Here is a 16,006-nt window from a genome sequence, read left to right on the forward strand (position 1 = left end):
GGTACCCCTTCCCTGCGGGAATTATTTTGTTGCGCGCCCTATGCCGCGCGTCGGTCATGAAAACCAGTGCGTTGACAGCGACCGCCGGCTTCGGCATTGGGCGCCCTCGCTTTGATGAAGCGGCCCCATTGGAAGGGTGGCCGAGTGGTTAAAGGCAGCAGACTGTAAATCTGCCCGCGTGAGCGTACACTGGTTCGAATCCAGTCCCTTCCACCAAGGCCGCAACCGGCGGCCTTTCGCAAACGGCAGATCGGCACAAACCCGGCACGATCGAGGCCCGCAGCCTTCTGCGACGGTTCGAGAGGGGCTTTGCCGTTCCCGGACGGCGCCTTGGGTTTCAAGACATCCGAAACGCCCGACGCGCAATATCTACAGCGTTTGCGTTAGATGTTCATCGGCCACTGCCGACCATCAAAGCAAAAGCCCCGCCACCCGGATCGGGCAGCGGGGCTTTCGATGGTGGGCGTGGCAAGGATTGAACTTGCGACCCCTGCGATGTCAACACAGTGCTCTACCACTGAGCTACACGCCCACGGGAGTGGGGCCTTTAGCGAGGAGATTCCGACCACGCAAGCGGCGCAGCGCGATTTAGTTCAGGCCGCTCACATTATCGGCTTCGAACATGCGATCGACTTCGAGCACGAGATCTCGCAGGTGAAACGGCTTCGACAAAACACGCGCCTGCGGCATCGCCCTGCCGGCCTTCAGCGTCACCGCCGCGAAGCCGGTGATGAACATGACGCGCATGTCCGGCGCGATATCGGCCGCTTTCTGCGCCAGCTCGATCCCATCCATTTCCGGCATCACGATATCCGTGAGCAGCAGATCGAATCGCTCCGCCTCGATCAGCGGAATCGCCGCCGTGCCACGATCGACCGCCGATACCGCATAGCCCGAACGCTCAAGCGCGCGGGTAAGATATTCGCGCATCACCTGATCGTCCTCGGCCAGTAGTATCCTGATCATGGTGGGTTGTCGGTCCTCGTATCTGGCCGTGCCTCGTCGGGGCTGCCAATATGCCGCAACACATTAAGAAAATCCATCCGCCCGCGCCCCGTTGCGACCAGTCGCGCTGTGCCATAGGCTGATGCAAGAATGACGCGATCCTTCGATATTGTCGGCCCGGAAATACCGGAAAGCCCAGTGGTAATCTCGGTGCCCCACGCGGGGCGCGATTATCCGCTCTCCCTGCGTGCGAACCTGCGCGTGCCGAGCGAACTCCTGGCCACTTTGGAGGACCGCCATGTCGATGCGATCGCGCTGGCGGCGAGCGCGGGCGAAACGCTGCTGATCCAGCGGCTGGGACGAGCCTGGATCGATCTCAACCGCGCAGAGCATGAGCGTGATCCGGGCGTCGATGAGGGTGCGCCGCCGGGAGCACCCAGCACGAAGGTGCGTGGCGGGCTTGGAATCGTACCGCGGCGCACGGCGCGGGCAGGCGAATTGTGGCGACGACGTTTTCCAGGCGAGGAGATTGCAGCGCGCATTCTCGCCGATCACCGGCCGTATCACGCGGCGCTGCGCGAGACGCTGAGACTGGCACGGGACCGGTTCGGCTGCGCAGTATTGCTCGATCTTCATTCGATGCCGCCGATCCTGCAAGGCAACGCGCGGATCGTCACGGGCGATCGCTTCGGTCGCTCCAGCAGCGTGCGCTTCGTCCGCCGCGTGGAATCGGTCGTGAGCACGGAAGGTCTGCGGTACAGTCGCAATGTCCCCTACGCCGGTGGCCACATCCTGGAACGGCATGGCAACCCGGCCACGCATATTCATGCCATTCAGCTCGAACTCGATCGGTCGCTGTATCTTGACAGCACGTTCGACAAGCCTGGCGCCAATTTCGACGCGATCGTCCGACTGGTGCGCGGAATTATAGACGCACTGACCGACGAAGCATGCGATTCCGCGCCGGCACTCGCCGCCGAGTAACCCACAAAAAAAACCACCTCGCGAATACACGCGAGGTGGCCAAGGTTCAGGGAGGAGACACGCCTGAGCGTGTCATACAGCGCCGTGAAAGGGGGGAACACTGCGCTGTACGGCTACAACATATGATGGGTGGATTTGGTTTCAAGAGCAATTAGCTCAACCGATCGCTTTTATCATCCAGACCGTGGCAGCATCCGCGCGACGAGGTTGTCGCGAAGGAGAAACTGATGGCGCAGCGCGGCGGCGATATGCACCACCACCAGCCCGAGCATCAGCCATCCCAGCACCCCATGCGCGTCGCCGCCGAGATTGGCGGTGACACGCGAAACCGGGAGAAACGGGATGTCGAACGCGCCGAACCAGTCCAGCGGCCGCCTGTGCTCCGGCGAGGAAACCATCGCCCAGCCGGATAGCGGCAGGAGCAACAGCACCGCATAGAAAAGGCCGTGCACAAGTTGCGCGGCGGCTCGTTCCCATCCCGCCAGTTCAGGCGGCAGCGGCGGCGCGCGATGCGCCAGCCGCCAGCCGAGCCGCAGCAGCGTGAGCACAAGCACGGTGATGCCGATCGACTTGTGACCGGGCATCCACGCGCGCAGCATCGGCACGGAATCATGCCCGATGCCGATGAGCAGATTGACGATGACGAAAAACGCGATGAGCCAGTGAAGCGCGATCGCCACACCGGAATAGCGAGCGCCAACAAACGGTCTGGTCATCGCGTCGTCATCTCCATTCAGACAATCAGATTGGGCTGCGGCACGAGACCGAGATTGACCTGACGGACGAAGATATCCCGCATCAGGGCCAGCGAGAAGAGGTGGGCGTAGATAAGCGGCAGCATGCCCGATTTGGACATCTTGCGAAGCTGGTCACCGCGCAGATCCGCAAGCTTCTCTTCGTTGACCATCTGGAAGCCGCGATAGACGAACGGCTGCTCGTAGCCGTCATGCTGGATGGAAACCTCGCCCTCCATCAGCAGGTCCATCTCGCGAAGTTCCTGCACGAAGCCGCCGGTGCGCGCGCCCGCCTGCTCGAAAGATTCGTTGAACGACAGGATGTTGCGGGTGAATTCGCTCGGCTGCGTGCCATCGAACAGCGCCTCGCCTTCATCGAATGCGCCGATCGTATCAGCGGTCGGATCGAAGCAGAGCGACAATTCGTCCGCGTCGGGGCGCAGACGCGCGAGCATGAAGGGATAGCGGCGGATATAGGCCGGGACGTAGAAATTGTCCTCGGTCAGCTTCCCTTCCGCATCGATGAAGACGTTCACGCCCTCGTTCAGGCCCATCAGCGCGATCGGCACGGCATCGTCGCCCGCGGTGAAGACGATCGGCATGAAGCGCTGGACCAGCGGAAACTCCTCGACCGTTACCGGGATCGCATGCTGATGCTGCAGGAACGGCGCGGCATTGGCGGGCCGGAGGCGATAATTGGCGTGCAGATCGCTCGAAAGCGGCTCCAGGCCGTTGTAGAAAAGCGGAAGCTGCTGCGGCGCACTGGCCATCATTCTCTCCAGTATCGAAATCAGTATCAGGCCGACACGGCCCGGATCGAGCGGCCCTATTCGCCCTGCCCGCGCGGCGCAAGCGCGACGAGCTTGCCGGGGTTCATGATCCCGTACGGGTCGATCGCGTGCTTGATCGCCCGCAACGCGGCCATGCGCGCGGGCGAGGACAGCCGCTCAAGCTCGGCAAGCTTCATTTGCCCGATGCCGTGCTCAGCCGAGATCGAGCCGCCCGCCGCCACGACCAGATCGCCGACGAAGCGCGTCACCACCGGCGCCTCTTCGGCAAACCAGCGCGCGGCATCGGCACCGGCCGGCGCGCGCACGTGGAAATGAACGTTGCCGTCACCCAGATGCCCGAAACCCGAGGCGTGGGTGCCGGGGAAGCGCGCCTCGCATGCCGCCGCCGCCTCGATCATGAAGCGCGGCATCGCCTCCACCGGCACCGAGATATCGTGCTGCGCGGCAGGGCCGGTTGCGCGCTCCGCGTCGGAAATCGATTCGCGGATGCGCCAGAAGGCGTCGGCCTGCGCTTCGCTCGCCGCGATCGACGCATCGGCGATGACGCCATCGGCAAGCGCGGCCGCCAGCACGCGCTCAACGATCGCGGCGGGCGGCTCCGCCTGCGAATCGGCCGCCGTCACCTCGACCAGCGCGTGCCACGGATGCGCGCTTTCCAGCGGCGAGCGCGTGCCGGGGATATGGCGCAGCACCGCGCCAAGCGATTCACCGGGCAACAGTTCAAAGCTTTCCACATCGTTGCTCGCGCGCTGGAAACGACGCAGCAGCGCCAGCGCGGCGGCCGGGTCCGCCAGCCCCACCCAGGCGACCGCGCGCGCCGCGACCGCCGGCACCAGCCGCAGCGTCGCCGCGGTCACGACACCCAGCGTCCCCTCGCCCCCGATCAGCAACTGCGTGAGATCATAGCCGCGATTGTCCTTCTTGAGCGCGTCCAGCCCGTCATGGATCTGACCATCGGGGAGCACCACCTCGATCCCTGCGACCAGCCCGCGCATCGTGCCGAAACGGAGCACCTGCGTGCCGCCCGCATTGGTCGAAACCAGTCCGCCGACCGTTGCCGACCCCTTCGCGCCGAGCGACAGCGGGAAACGCTGCCCGCGCTCCAGCGCCGCAGCGTGAAGATCGGACAGGATCACCCCCGCCTCCGCGACGACCAGCCCCGCGGCCGCATCGAGCCGGCGGAGCGCGTTCATCCGCCGCGTCGAGAGGATCGCCGCGCTGCCGTCTGCCGGCGGCGTCGCGCCCCCGACCATCGAGGTATTCCCTCCCTGCGGCACGAGGGGAACCCGCAGCGCGGCGGCAGCCGCGACGATCGTCGAGACCTCCAGCGTGCTGGCGGGCTGGAACATCACCGGCGCATGGCCATGCCAGCGCCCGCGCCAATCCGTCTCCAGCGGCGCGATGGCGGCAGCATCGGTGATGATCGCGCGGGCCGGGATTTGCCCCGCCAGCGTTTCGAGCAGAGCGGTCTGGGCTGGTGTCATGTCGCATTTATCGCACGCAATTCATGTATCGTTCAAATCCCATCGCTCACGTCCAGCCTGTTTGCCCATGTCAAAGCGCGCCCTGCCCCTGCTCCCGATCCTCGCCGCGATGCCGCTGCTCGTATCCGCGCGCGCGCCGGACGCGGATGACATGGCGGGAACGCAATGGGCGCAGGTCATCATCCGCGAACGGATGATCATCCGCATTCCGCGCGTGGATTCATCGCCCGAGCCCCCCCGTCCGCTATACCGTCCAGCGCCGCCGCCGCCCGCCAGATGGCGCGAGCAATCCGCGCCCAAATGTGTTCCGGCGGACTCGATTGTCGCTGCGAGGATGAACGAGGGCGACGTCGATCTCGAAACGATCGACGGGCGGAGACTGCGCGCCAAGCTCGACGACGCCTGCCCGACGCTGAAGTTCTATACCGGCTTCTATCTGAAGCGGACGGGAGACGGAATGATCTGTGCGAAACGCGATGCCTTGCGCTCGCGATCGGGGGCGCGTTGCGAAATCGCGTACTTCAGGGCGCTCGTGCCCCGTCGCTAGCCCGGCGCATTGCCCGCTGCGTTGCACAAAAACTTGACTTTTCCGGCGCAATCGCGTTCCGCCAGCATCAGGGTGACCCATGGGTGCACCCATTGCTCTTTCTCGGAATTGCCATGAGCTTCGCCGATCTCGGCCTGTCAGATGAACTGCTCCGCGCCGTAGCCGATACCGGCTACAACGAACCGACTCCGATCCAGGCGTCGGCGATACCGTCCGTACTGATGATGCGCGATATCATCGGCATCGCGCAGACGGGAACGGGCAAGACAGCCTCGTTCGTGCTTCCGATGATCGACATCCTCGCCCAGGGACGGAGCCGCGCGCGGATGCCGCGCAGCCTGATCCTGGAACCAACGCGCGAACTTGCCGCGCAGGTCGCGGAGAATTTCGAGACCTACGGCAAATATCACAAGCTCTCGATGGCGCTTCTGATCGGCGGCGTGCAGATGGGCGATCAGGTGAAGGCGCTGGAAAAAGGCGTCGACGTGCTGATCGCAACGCCGGGCCGCCTGATGGACCTGTTCGAGCGCGGCAAAATCCTGCTCACCGGGTGCAGCATGCTCGTCATCGACGAGGCGGACCGGATGCTCGACATGGGCTTCATTCCCGATATCGAGACGATCTGCACAAAGCTTCCCGCCACGCGCCAGACGCTGCTCTTTTCCGCGACGATGCCGCCACCGATCAAGAAGCTGGCGGATCGCTTCCTGACCAACCCGAAAACGATCGAGGTCGCGCGGCCCGCATCGACCAACATCAACATCGCCCAATGGGTGGTGCCGGTGAAAGGCTCCGCCTTCGACAAGCGGGATACGCTGCGCCGCCTGCTGCGGACCGAGGAAGTGCGCACCGCGATCATCTTCTGCAACCGCAAGACGACCGTGCGGGAGCTCAACAAGAGCCTTCAGAAGCACGGCTTCGCCTCCAGCGAGATCCACGGTGACATGGAGCAGTCGGCGCGGATCGCGGAGCTGGAGCGTTTCAAGCTGGGCGACGTGAACATCCTCGTCGCCTCCGACGTCGCCGCGCGCGGGCTGGATATCAAGGGCGTGAGCCACGTCTTCAATTTCGATGCGCCGTGGCACCCCGACGATTACGTCCATCGCATCGGGCGCACCGGCCGGGCGGGCGCAACAGGCATCGCCTACACCTTCGTCGGCGCGGACGATGCCGAGAATATCGAGAATATCGAAAAGCTCACCGGTCAGAAGATCCCCCGCGTCGCCGCCCCTGCAAAAGATGCGGAAGAGCAGCATATCGCCACTGCCGACGACAAGCCGCGCGCACGCCGCCGCAATCGCGGCCAGCGCGCCGGCGAGCAGACGGCGCAGCGCACGGCCGGCAGCGTGGGAGCGCGCGCGCAGGAGGCAGAAGCCCCGCGCAGCGACAGCCGCGACGCCGAACATGCGTCACAACCGCCGCGTCGTCGGCACGAGCAGCGCGATCATGCGACTGACGAGGGATGGAACGGGCCGGTTCCCAGCTTCCTCAGCATATCGATAACCAGCTGATCGGGGTCGCGCCGGGCAACCATGCCAATCGAGGCGCATGACGTGACGACCGGCGCGCCGCAATCGCCGTGCACGCTGGTGTGCACGATGGACCGGAAAACCGGGCAGTGCCTCGGCTGCTTCCGCACGATCGACGAGATCGCGCGCTGGTCCACGATGGGTGACGCGGAAAAGCGCGCGGTTCTGGCGCTTGTAGCGCAACGTGGGGCGGCTGCCGCACTAGCATCCGGCGGAACCTCGCCCTAAGTCATCGGCGATGCTTACTTCAGACCAGGCGCGCGATCGCGCACAGGATATCGTGGCCCGGGCGATGCGCGCCGGCGCCGATGCAGCCGATGCGGTGTTCGCCGCCGACGCCTCCAGCGATGTTTCGGTTCGTCTCGGCGAACTGGAGGACGTCGGCCGTTCGGAAAGCGAGGATCTGGGATTGCGGGTGTTCGTCGGGCAACGCTCGGCGAGCGTTTCCACCTCCGATCTTTCCTCCGCGGCAATGGACGCGCTGGTCGAACGCGCGGTGGCGATGGCGCGTGAGGCGCCGGAGGATCGCTGGTCCGGCCTCGCCCCGGAAGCGCGGCTGATGCGCGGCACGCCGCCCGCGCTCGATCTGGAGGACAAGAGCGAGGTTTCGCCAGCGGAGCTGCGCGAGATCGCCGCCGCCGCCGAAGACGCCGCCCGCGCCGTTCCCGGTGTCACCAACAGCGAGGGCGGCGGGGCCAGCGCCTCGCGGAGCGTGATCGCGCTTGCCACCAGCCACGGATTTTCGGGCGGATACGGCACGACCGGCTTCAGCACCTCCGCCAGCGTGATCGCGGGCGAAGGCGGCGGAATGCAGCGCGATTACGCCTTCCACTCCACGCGCCATCGCAATCGGCTGGATTCGCCGGAAACGATCGGCCGCGAAGCGGGCGAACGCGCCGTCGCGCGGCTCGATCCCGGCAAGGTGGAAAGCGGCGCCATGCCGGTGGTGTTCGCTCCGCGCGTGGGGATGAGCCTGCTCGGCCATCTGACCGGCGCGATATCGGGCCAGTCGATCGCCCGGCGGACGAGCTTCCTGCTCGACGCGCTGGGCACCAAAGTGTTCGCCGATGGAATCCGCATCTGCGACGATCCGCATCGTCCGCACGGTTTGCGCTCGCGCCCCTTCGACGGAGAAGGTCTGCCGGTATCGCCGGTGGCGCTGGTCGAGGACGGGGTGCTGGAAACGTGGCTGCTCGAAACCGCTTCCGCCCGTCAGCTCGGGCTGGAGCCGACCGGGCATGCCGCCCGCGGTGTCAGCGGCGCCCCGGGCGTTTCGACCAGCAACCTCTATATGGAAAACGGCCACATCCCGGTCGAAACCCTGATCGGCGATATCGCGCGCGGCGTGTACGTCATCGAACTGATCGGCCAGGGCGTGAACGGCGTAACCGGCGATTACAGCCGTGGCGCGGCGGGTTTCCTGATCGAGGATGGCGCGATCACGCGGCCGGTGGCCGAATTCACGGTGGCGGGCAACCTGCGGGAGATGTTCCGCCAGCTGACCCCGGCCAACGACCTGGAATTTCGTTACGGCACGAACGCGCCAACACTACGCATTGACGGGATGACCGTCGCCGGTGGCTGACCCGCGCCTTGCCGACGCGGTCGCGGGCATCGCCCGGGAGGCCGGCGCGATGGCGCTTGCCCGTTGGCGCACCGATTTCGCGCGGTGGGAGAAAGTGCCGGGCAGCCCGGTATGCGAGGTGGATCTCGATATCGACGCCATGCTCCGCGCCCGCCTGATGGCATTGCTGCCCGATGCGGGGTGGCTGTCGGAAGAAACCGCCGACAATCCCGAACGGCTCTCGCGCAGCCGCGTATGGGTGGTCGATCCGATCGACGGCACCCGAGACTATATCCGCGGAAGGCCCGGCTGGGCCGTGTCGATCGCGCTGGTGGAGATGGGGGAAGCGACGCTTGCCGTGCTCGATGCGCCGGCGCGGGGCGAAGTGTGGCGCGCAGCCACCGGAGCGGGCGCCACGCTGAACGGCGCGGGCGTTCGCGCCGGAAATCGCATGATCTTCCCCGGCGCGCGCGTTCCCACCGATGTGCTGCCCAACGTAGACAGCGATCTGGTGACGGTGGAAAAACCCAATTCGATCGCGCTGCGCATGGCAATGGTTGCGGATGATCGCGCGGATCTGGTGGTGACGCTGCGCTGGGGCAACGAATGGGATATCGCCGCAGCCGCGCTGATCGCGTCGGAGGCCGGGGCCACCACCAGTGACGCATTCGGCGCGCCGCTCACCTTCAACAAGCCCGATCCGCGCGCCTTCGGCATGGTGGTTTCAACCCCGGGCATACACGCCGCCGCCGTGGCGCGGCTGGGCGATCGCGCCCGGGCGATCGCGGCGGAGGGGCACTGACCCCCCTCCCCGCTTCACTTCTGGCAGGCGACCACCGTGGCGATCACACCCAGCGTTTCTTTCGGATCGCGCACGCGCACCGTATCCAGCCCGAGTTCCTTCGCCGGATAGTCGTTGCCGCCCGGGAAGATCGCATCGCCGACGAACATCATCGCATCCAGCGGGATGCCGCTCTCGTCGCGCAGTTTCTTGAGGCCATAAGCCTTGTCCACGCCCTCGCGCGTGATGTCGATCGAGGTGGCGCCGCCCATGTTGATCGCCAGCCCTGGCAGGCGCTGGCGCAGATCAGCCTGGATCACCTTGCGCTTGGCGAAATCGGGATCCCATTTCTCCTTCGCCTCGAGCGGCGCCTGCTGGCCTAGCGCGGAAAAGGTGATCTGGCTGCCACGATCCTCGATCCGCTCGCCCCACGTCTGCTCCGGCACGAAGCCGGTCGCTTCCAGGCTGGCGGTGAACGCATCGACAATCTTCTTCTTCTCCTCATCGGAGAAAAGCTCGGCATAGACGACGCCCCACTGGCCGTCGCGAAACGTGTAGAGCTTTGTGCCGGTGGTCGGCATCAACCACAGCCTGGCACGGTCGGCATGCGCGGGCAGGCGCGAGGCGACCTGCTTGTCGAACTGCGGCCAATCCCCGCCGGAAATCACCGCGACGTTCGCCACGCCGAGCAGCTCCGCCAGCGCCTCCGCCATATCCGGCTGGATCGCCTGTTTGCTTTCTGCGAGCGTGCCATCAAGATCGAACGCCACGAGTTGCTTCACATCATTCTCCCAAGGATGAATTTGTCGATCGCATGCGCGACGCCATCGGCGTCGTTCGCGGTTGTCACATCGTCCGCCTGCGCCTTCACCGCATCGGTGGCATTGCCCATCGCGATCGAGCGGCCAGCGCGCGCGAACATCGCGAGGTCGTTGGCCTGATCGCCGATCGCCACCGTGTGGGAAAGCGACACCCCGATCGCCTGCGTCAGCGCGGTGATGCCGTTGCCCTTGTTGCCGGCCCCGGCGGTGATATCGAGATAATAGGTCTGCGACTGGACGATCGTGGCGGCGGCGGCCAACGGCTCCACCTTGTTGGCCAGATCCTTCAGCAGCGCCGCGTCGTCACTGACGAAGGTGATCTTGTCCGCGCGGTCGAGCAAGTCGCTGAAGTCTGCACGAACAATCGGCTGCTGGTTCGACGCCAGCCGCTCGTGCTCGACGTGAAGGCCCTGATCGGTGGAAGCATACCAACGGTTGTCCGCGAACACCCAGCGATCGACAGCGGCTTCGGCGGCAGCAGCGAAAGCACCGCGCGCGACCTCGATCGGCACCATATGATGTTCGCTGATCGTGCCATCGCGCCGGAAAACGATTCCGCCGTTGAAAGCACCCATCGGGACGTCAAGTTCCAGTCGCTCGGCGATCGGCATCATGCCGGACATCGGGCGCGCGCTGATGATCGTGAATTCCACCCCCGCCGCACGCAGGCGCTTCACCGCCGCAGCCGTGGCGTCGGTCAACTTCTTCTGCTTGTCGACCAGGGTTCCATCGACATCGCAGACCACCAGCATCATTGCGGAATCTCGACGTGGCCGCCGAAGCCGTAGCGCATCGCGGAAAGCAGCTTGTCGCCATACATCGCGTCGATCCGGCTGCGATAGCGCGCAAACAGCGCCGTCGTCAGCACCGCGACCGGGGTGGATTGCTCCATCGCCGCATCGATCGTCCACCGTCCCTCGCCGGAATCCGCGACATGCCCGGAGAATTGCGAGAGCTTGGGGTCTTTCGCCAGCGCCGCAGCGGTGAGATCGAGAAGCCAAGACGACACGACCGAACCACGCCGCCACACCTCGGCGATGTCCGCCATGTTGAAATCGAACTTCTCGTCGTCGGGCAGCTTCGGCGCGTTCCGGCCGTAGAGCACGTCGAAGCCCTCGGCATAAGCCTGCATCAGGCCATATTCGATGCCGTTGTGGACCATCTTCACGAAATGGCCCGCGCCAACCGGGCCGGCGTGAATATAACCCTTTTCGGCGCGGGGATCCTCATCCGGATGAGCCTCGCGATCAGGTGTACGCGGAACTGTGCCGAGTCCCGGCGCGAGCGTATCGAAAATCGGATCAAGCGTATCGACGGCATCCTTGTCGCCGCCGATCATCATGCAGAAGCCGCGCTCCAGCCCCCAGACCCCGCCGGAGGTGCCGACATCGACATAGTGCACGCCCTTGTCGGACAGCGACTTGGCACGGCGGATATCATCCTTCCAGAATGTGTTGCCGCCGTCGATGATGATCGTGCCCGACGCCGCCTTCGCGCCGATCGCGGCGATGGTCTGCTCGGTCGGATCGCCGGCCGGCAGCATAACCCACCAGATCGCCGGATCGGCAAGCTTGCCGCTCATGTCATCGAGCGACTCAGCCGCGATCGCGCCCTCGCCGGCCAGCTCCTTGACCGCATCGGCGCTGCGATCCCACACGACGCATTCGTGCCCGCCGCGCATCAGTCGCCGCGCGATGTTGCCGCCCATCCGGCCGAGGCCGACGATGCCGATTTTCATAGGTGATCCTTCTTCCCACTCCGCCCCGGCTCAATCGCCGGGCGCGGATATCGTTCCGACAGGAAAACCCCTTCAGGCGGCGGCTGGATGCTTTGCCGCGATCGCGCCGAGGAGATCGTCGAACGAGTGGACGAAGGCATGAACGCCCTCCTCCACCAGCGTCGAGGTCACTCCGGCAAGATCAAGCCCGAGCCGCTCCGCATCAGCGAGCACCTTGCGCGCGCCATCCACGTCCTGCGTCAGCGTCTCGGCAACGTTGCCGTGATCGCGGAAGGCGTCGAGCGTCTTCGGCGGCACGGTGTTTACCGTATCTGCGCCGATCAGCGTATCGATATAGAGCGTATCGGGGTAATCCGGGTTCTTGGTGCCAGTTGATGCCCACAGCAGCCGCTGCGGCATCGCGCCCTTGGCGGCCAGCTTCTGCCAGCGGTCCGACGCGATGAACTCCCGATACCATGCATAGGCCGCCTTGGCATTGGCAATGGCAACCTTGCCCTTCAGCGCCTTGGCCTCATCGGCGCCGACCCCGGCATCGATCTTGTCATCGATTCTGCTGTCGATCCGGCTCACGAAGAAGCTCGCGACGCTCGCGATGCGGTCAATCGGATGGCCGTTCGCGACGCGCAGCTCCAGCCCCTCGACGAACGCGAGCGCGACCGACTTGTACGCTTCGATCGAAAACAGCAGTGTGACGTTGACGTTGATTCCCGCCGAAATCGTCGCTGCGATCGCGGGCACTCCTTCCGGCGTTCCGGGAATCTTTATCATCAGGTTCGGCCGATCGACGGCTTTCCACAGCCGCGCCGCCTCCGCGATCGTGCCATCGGTGTCCTCCGCCAGCTTGGGCGACACTTCAAGGCTGACGTAGCCATCCTTGGCGTTGAGACGATCGTAGACCGGGCGCAGCGTATCGGCTGCGTTCCGGATATCCTCGATCGCGAGGTGCTCGTAACGCGCCATCGCGGAGGCGTCCGGGTTTGCCTCGTCGAAAGCCGCGAGGCTGGCGTCATATGCGGTGCCGTGACCCATCGCCTTCTCGAAGATCGACGGATTGGAGGTGACGCCGGTGATGCCGTCCTCCGCAACCAGCTTCTTCAGCCCGCCCTCGTCGAGGAACTTGCGATCGACGAAGTCCAGCCACACCGCCTGACCATGGCTCTCAAGCTCGTTAAGGCGTCCCATCGCTTCACACTCCATCCGCAAATATACGACCGATATCTGTTTCCGCCCGCTACGGCACAAGGCCGCGGCGGTACGATCAGCCCCGCAACACTTCCTTCGCCACCTTCGCCACATTGGCGATGGTGAACCCGAACTTGTCCTGGAGCTGGGCCGCCGGCGCCGATGCGCCATAGCCGTGCATGGTGACGGTGCGGCCCCGCGCGCCGACATAGCGATCCCAGCCCATTTCCGCGCCCATCTCGACCGCGACACGCGCGGTCACCGCCGCCGGCAGCACGCTTTCCTTATAGGCGGCATCCTGCCGCTCGAAACGGAACCACGACGGCATGGAAACGACGCGGGCGGATATTCCTTCCGCCTTCAGCTGTTCGTACGCACCGATCGCAAGCGAGACTTCGGACCCGCTGGCAATCAGGATAACCTGCGGATCGGCGCTGTCGGCGAGAACATATGCGCCTTTATCCACGCCAGCGGCGCTGGCGTATTTGCCGCGGTCCAGCGTCGGCAGCGCCTGGCGGGAAAGGATCAGCGCTGCGGGATGCTGGCCGTCGCGCACGATTGCGCGCCATGCCTCGGCCACCTCGTTCGCGTCGGCCGGGCGAATCGTGTCGATCCCCGGCGTGGCGCGCATGATCGCGAGCTGCTCGATCGGCTGGTGCGTCGGCCCATCCTCGCCCACGCCGATCGAATCGTGCGTGTAAATCCACGTGCTGCCGATTTCCATCAGCGCGGACAGCCGCACCGGCGGCCGCATGTAATCGAGGAATACGAAAAACGTGCTGCCGTAACCGCGCAGGCCCGACAACGTCATGCCATTCACCACGGCGCCCATGCCGTGTTCACGTACGCCGAAGTGAAAGTTCGCGCCGCCGTAGTTGCTCCCCTCGAACGAGGGCGCGCCCTTGATATCGGTCTTGGTTGAGGGGGCGAGATCGGCCGAGCCGCCGATCAGCCACGGCACGCGCTTCGCGATCGCGTTGAGCACCTTGCCGCCGGCGTCGCGGCTGGCGATCCCCTTCTCGTCGGCGTCGAAGGTCGGGATATCTGCGTCCCAGCCATCGGGCAGCTTGCCCGCGAAGATCAGTTCCAGTTCGCGATAAAGATCCGGCTCGACCTCCTCATATTTCGCGAGCGTCGCCTGCCATTCCTCACGCAAGGGCCGGCCGCGCGCCGTCATCGCCTGCTCGAACGCTTCCTGCACCCCATCGGGGACGTAGAAATCCCTGGCCGGCCAGCCATACGCCTGCTTGGTCTTGGCGACATTCTCCGCGCCCAGCGGCTCGCCATGCGCCTTCTCGCTGCCCGCGCGGGGCGATCCCCAGCCGATCACCGAATGGACGACGATGAAGGTCGGGCGATCGTTGGTGGCGCGGAATGTTTCGAATGCCGCGGTCAGCGCCGGGATGTCGTTGGCGTCGTCCACATGAATGACGTTCCAGCCATATGCCTGGAAACGTTTGCCAACATCCTCGTCAAACGCGAGATCAGTGCCGCCCTCGATCGAGATGTGATTGGAATCGTAGATCCAGCACAGGTTGGACAGCTTCAGATGACCGGCAAGGCTAGCCGCCTCGGCGGAAACGCCCTCCATCATGTCGCCGTCGCCGCACAGCGCGTAAACGTCATGGTCGAAAAGCGTGAAGCCGGGCTTGTTGTAGCGCGCCGCCAGCCAGCGCTCCGCGATCGCCATGCCTACCGAGTTGCCGCATCCCTGGCCCAGCGGACCGGTCGTCGTTTCGACACCGGTGGTGTGACGATATTCGGGGTGGCCGGGCGTTTTTGACCCAAGCTGCCGGAACGCCTCGATATCGGCGAGACTGACGGCGGGCTGGCCGGTCGGCTTGCCGTTCCGATCCAGTTCCCTGACCCCCGCGAGGTGAAGCAACGAATAGAGCAGCATCGATGCATGGCCCACCGACAGCACGAAGCGGTCGCGGTTCGGCCAGTCGGGCGTGGCTGGATCGTAACGCAGGAATTTCGTCCACAGCGCCCAGCCGACCGGCGCCAGCGCCATCGGGGTGCCGGGATGGCCCGAATTGGCCTTCTGCACCGCATCCATCGACAGGGTGCGGATCGTATCGATCGCAAGACGGTCAGGGCTGCCGTCCTCGTGAATGCCGGTGGGTGCGGTGGCGGTGTCGGTCATCAGGAAGCCTCGTTCGGGATCATGGTGGCGAACGCACCGGAGGGGCACGCGGTTGCCGATTCCCCGCCCCCTTAATCGCTCGGCCGGTCGCGTTCCAGCCGCGTAACGATGCCGGCGGCGGCAATATAGGCCGCATCAACCTCATCGAGGAACAATCCGTGCCCCAGAGCGCCCGGTATCGCGGCGATCATCGCGGCAAGCGCGCGCGGATCGGGTATCGCGGGAAAGCGGCAATCGGCGACGATATTGCCGTTATCGGTCTGATACGACGGCCGCACCGCCACGCGCGCGTCCAGTCGCTCGAGCGCGGCTGTCACCGATGCGCGCGCGAACGGCAGCACCTCCACCGGCACCTTGGCCGCGCCGATCGCCGTAACCCGCTTCGATCCGTCCGCGATCACGACCATTCGACGCGAAGCCGCGGCAACCGCCTTTTCGCGCAGCATCGCCCCGCCGGCCCCCTTGATCGCGAACAACCGCGAATCGATTTCATCGGCACCGTCGATCGTGAGATCGAGCGCGGCGATCCGCGCGAAATCGAGCATCGTGATGCCCGCGGCGGCGGCAGCGGCGGCTGTGGCCTGGCTGGTGGCGACCGCCTCCACCCTCAGCCCCATCGCCACGCGCCGCCCCAATGCCGCGATAGCAAAGGCCGCCGTGCTCCCGGTGCCGAGGCCGACGAGCATGCCGTCATCCACCTCCAGCACCGCCGCTTCGGCCGCAAGCCGCTTGTCGTCATCCCTGCTCATGCGGGGATGAT

Annotated in this window: 16 protein-coding genes and 2 tRNA genes; 7 read left to right on the forward strand and 11 right to left on the reverse strand. The window is 65.4% G+C overall.

Annotated elements, in window-relative coordinates:
• The first annotated feature begins 130 nt into the window (after window positions 1-130).
• Window positions 131-216: transfer RNA gene (locus tag FFS35_RS13620), tRNA-Tyr, on the forward strand.
• A 241-nt stretch (window positions 217-457) separates the two neighbouring features.
• Here the strand turns inward: FFS35_RS13620 and FFS35_RS13625 are convergent.
• Together FFS35_RS13625 and FFS35_RS13630 are read right to left on the reverse strand one after the other, a co-directional pair.
• Window positions 458-532: transfer RNA gene (locus FFS35_RS13625), tRNA-Val, on the reverse strand.
• 56 nt (window positions 533-588) lie between these two features.
• On the reverse strand, window positions 589-966 hold the full coding sequence (locus FFS35_RS13630) for a cell cycle two-component system response regulator CpdR (RefSeq protein WP_137787634.1): 378 nt from the start codon (window positions 964-966) through the stop codon (window positions 589-591).
• 129 nt (window positions 967-1,095) lie between these two features.
• On the opposite strand from FFS35_RS13630, the gene FFS35_RS13635 reads away from it, so the two are divergent.
• The gene (locus FFS35_RS13635) at window positions 1,096-1,929 is read left to right on the forward strand and encodes an N-formylglutamate amidohydrolase (RefSeq protein ID WP_137787635.1); all 834 of its coding nucleotides are present in this window, start codon (window positions 1,096-1,098) and stop codon (window positions 1,927-1,929) included.
• 173 nt (window positions 1,930-2,102) lie between these two features.
• Here FFS35_RS13635 and FFS35_RS13640 read toward each other — a convergent pair whose 3' ends face one another.
• From FFS35_RS13640 to FFS35_RS13650, 3 genes are read right to left on the reverse strand one after another with little or no spacing between them, the layout of a single operon-like run.
• Complete coding sequence (locus tag FFS35_RS13640) at window positions 2,103-2,645, reverse strand: cytochrome b (RefSeq protein WP_137787636.1); 543 nt, start codon at window positions 2,643-2,645, stop codon at window positions 2,103-2,105.
• Window positions 2,646-2,662: 17 nt separating this feature from the next.
• Complete coding sequence (locus tag FFS35_RS13645) at window positions 2,663-3,433, reverse strand: SapC family protein (protein WP_137787637.1); 771 nt, start codon at window positions 3,431-3,433, stop codon at window positions 2,663-2,665.
• Between the two features lie 56 nt (window positions 3,434-3,489).
• Complete coding sequence (locus FFS35_RS13650) at window positions 3,490-4,938, reverse strand: FAD-binding oxidoreductase (RefSeq protein ID WP_137787638.1); 1,449 nt, start codon at window positions 4,936-4,938, stop codon at window positions 3,490-3,492.
• A 67-nt stretch (window positions 4,939-5,005) separates the two neighbouring features.
• Between FFS35_RS13650 and FFS35_RS13655 the strand changes: the two genes are divergently transcribed.
• The 5 genes from FFS35_RS13655 to FFS35_RS13675 all read left to right on the forward strand — a co-directional run bounded on the left by FFS35_RS13655 (window position 5,006) and on the right by FFS35_RS13675 (window position 9,380).
• Entirely contained in the window at window positions 5,006-5,485 is a 480-nt protein-coding gene (locus FFS35_RS13655; RefSeq protein WP_137787639.1) for a hypothetical protein, read from the forward strand.
• A gap of 113 nt (window positions 5,486-5,598) precedes the next feature.
• Window positions 5,599-6,996 carry a DEAD/DEAH box helicase gene (locus tag FFS35_RS13660; RefSeq protein ID WP_137787640.1) on the forward strand — a complete coding sequence of 466 codons (1,398 nt, stop codon included), beginning with the start codon at window positions 5,599-5,601 and terminating at the stop codon, window positions 6,994-6,996.
• Between the two features lie 42 nt (window positions 6,997-7,038).
• Window positions 7,039-7,242, forward strand: coding sequence for a DUF1289 domain-containing protein (locus FFS35_RS13665; RefSeq protein ID WP_249341639.1), 204 nt, complete (start codon window positions 7,039-7,041; stop codon window positions 7,240-7,242).
• 10 nt (window positions 7,243-7,252) lie between these two features.
• Entirely contained in the window at window positions 7,253-8,599 is a 1,347-nt protein-coding gene (locus FFS35_RS13670) for a TldD/PmbA family protein (RefSeq protein WP_137787642.1), read from the forward strand.
• Window positions 8,592-9,380, forward strand: coding sequence for a 3'(2'),5'-bisphosphate nucleotidase CysQ (locus FFS35_RS13675; RefSeq protein ID WP_137787643.1), 789 nt, complete (start codon window positions 8,592-8,594; stop codon window positions 9,378-9,380). Before FFS35_RS13670 ends, FFS35_RS13675 begins: the two co-directional genes overlap by 8 nt.
• Before the next feature lie 14 nt (window positions 9,381-9,394).
• Here FFS35_RS13675 and FFS35_RS13680 read toward each other — a convergent pair whose 3' ends face one another.
• The 6 genes from FFS35_RS13680 to rpiA all read right to left on the reverse strand — a co-directional run bounded on the left by FFS35_RS13680 (window position 9,395) and on the right by rpiA (window position 15,995).
• Complete coding sequence (locus FFS35_RS13680) at window positions 9,395-10,141, reverse strand: HAD-IIB family hydrolase (RefSeq protein ID WP_137787644.1); 747 nt, start codon at window positions 10,139-10,141, stop codon at window positions 9,395-9,397.
• A complete protein-coding gene (locus FFS35_RS13685; RefSeq protein WP_137787645.1) occupies window positions 10,138-10,935 on the reverse strand; it encodes a Cof-type HAD-IIB family hydrolase in 798 nt (265 codons plus the stop codon). Before FFS35_RS13685 ends, FFS35_RS13680 begins: the two co-directional genes overlap by 4 nt.
• Window positions 10,932-11,918 carry a phosphogluconate dehydrogenase (NAD(+)-dependent, decarboxylating) gene (gene gnd, locus FFS35_RS13690; RefSeq protein WP_137787646.1) on the reverse strand — a complete coding sequence of 329 codons (987 nt, stop codon included), beginning with the start codon at window positions 11,916-11,918 and terminating at the stop codon, window positions 10,932-10,934. Before gnd ends, FFS35_RS13685 begins: the two co-directional genes overlap by 4 nt.
• A gap of 72 nt (window positions 11,919-11,990) precedes the next feature.
• Window positions 11,991-13,100 carry a transaldolase gene (gene tal, locus FFS35_RS13695; protein ID WP_137787647.1) on the reverse strand — a complete coding sequence of 370 codons (1,110 nt, stop codon included), beginning with the start codon at window positions 13,098-13,100 and terminating at the stop codon, window positions 11,991-11,993.
• 76 nt (window positions 13,101-13,176) lie between these two features.
• Window positions 13,177-15,246 (reverse strand): transketolase, encoded by a 2,070-nt coding sequence (gene tkt, locus FFS35_RS13700; protein ID WP_137787648.1) that lies wholly within the window; start codon window positions 15,244-15,246, stop codon window positions 13,177-13,179.
• Window positions 15,247-15,317: 71 nt separating this feature from the next.
• Entirely contained in the window at window positions 15,318-15,995 is a 678-nt protein-coding gene (gene rpiA / locus FFS35_RS13705) for a ribose-5-phosphate isomerase RpiA (RefSeq protein ID WP_137787649.1), read from the reverse strand.
• Window positions 15,996-16,006: the final 11 nt, after the last annotated feature.

The organism is Sphingomonas sp. 3P27F8, assembly GCF_005502745.1.
Lineage (GTDB): Bacteria > Pseudomonadota > Alphaproteobacteria > Sphingomonadales > Sphingomonadaceae > Sphingomonas.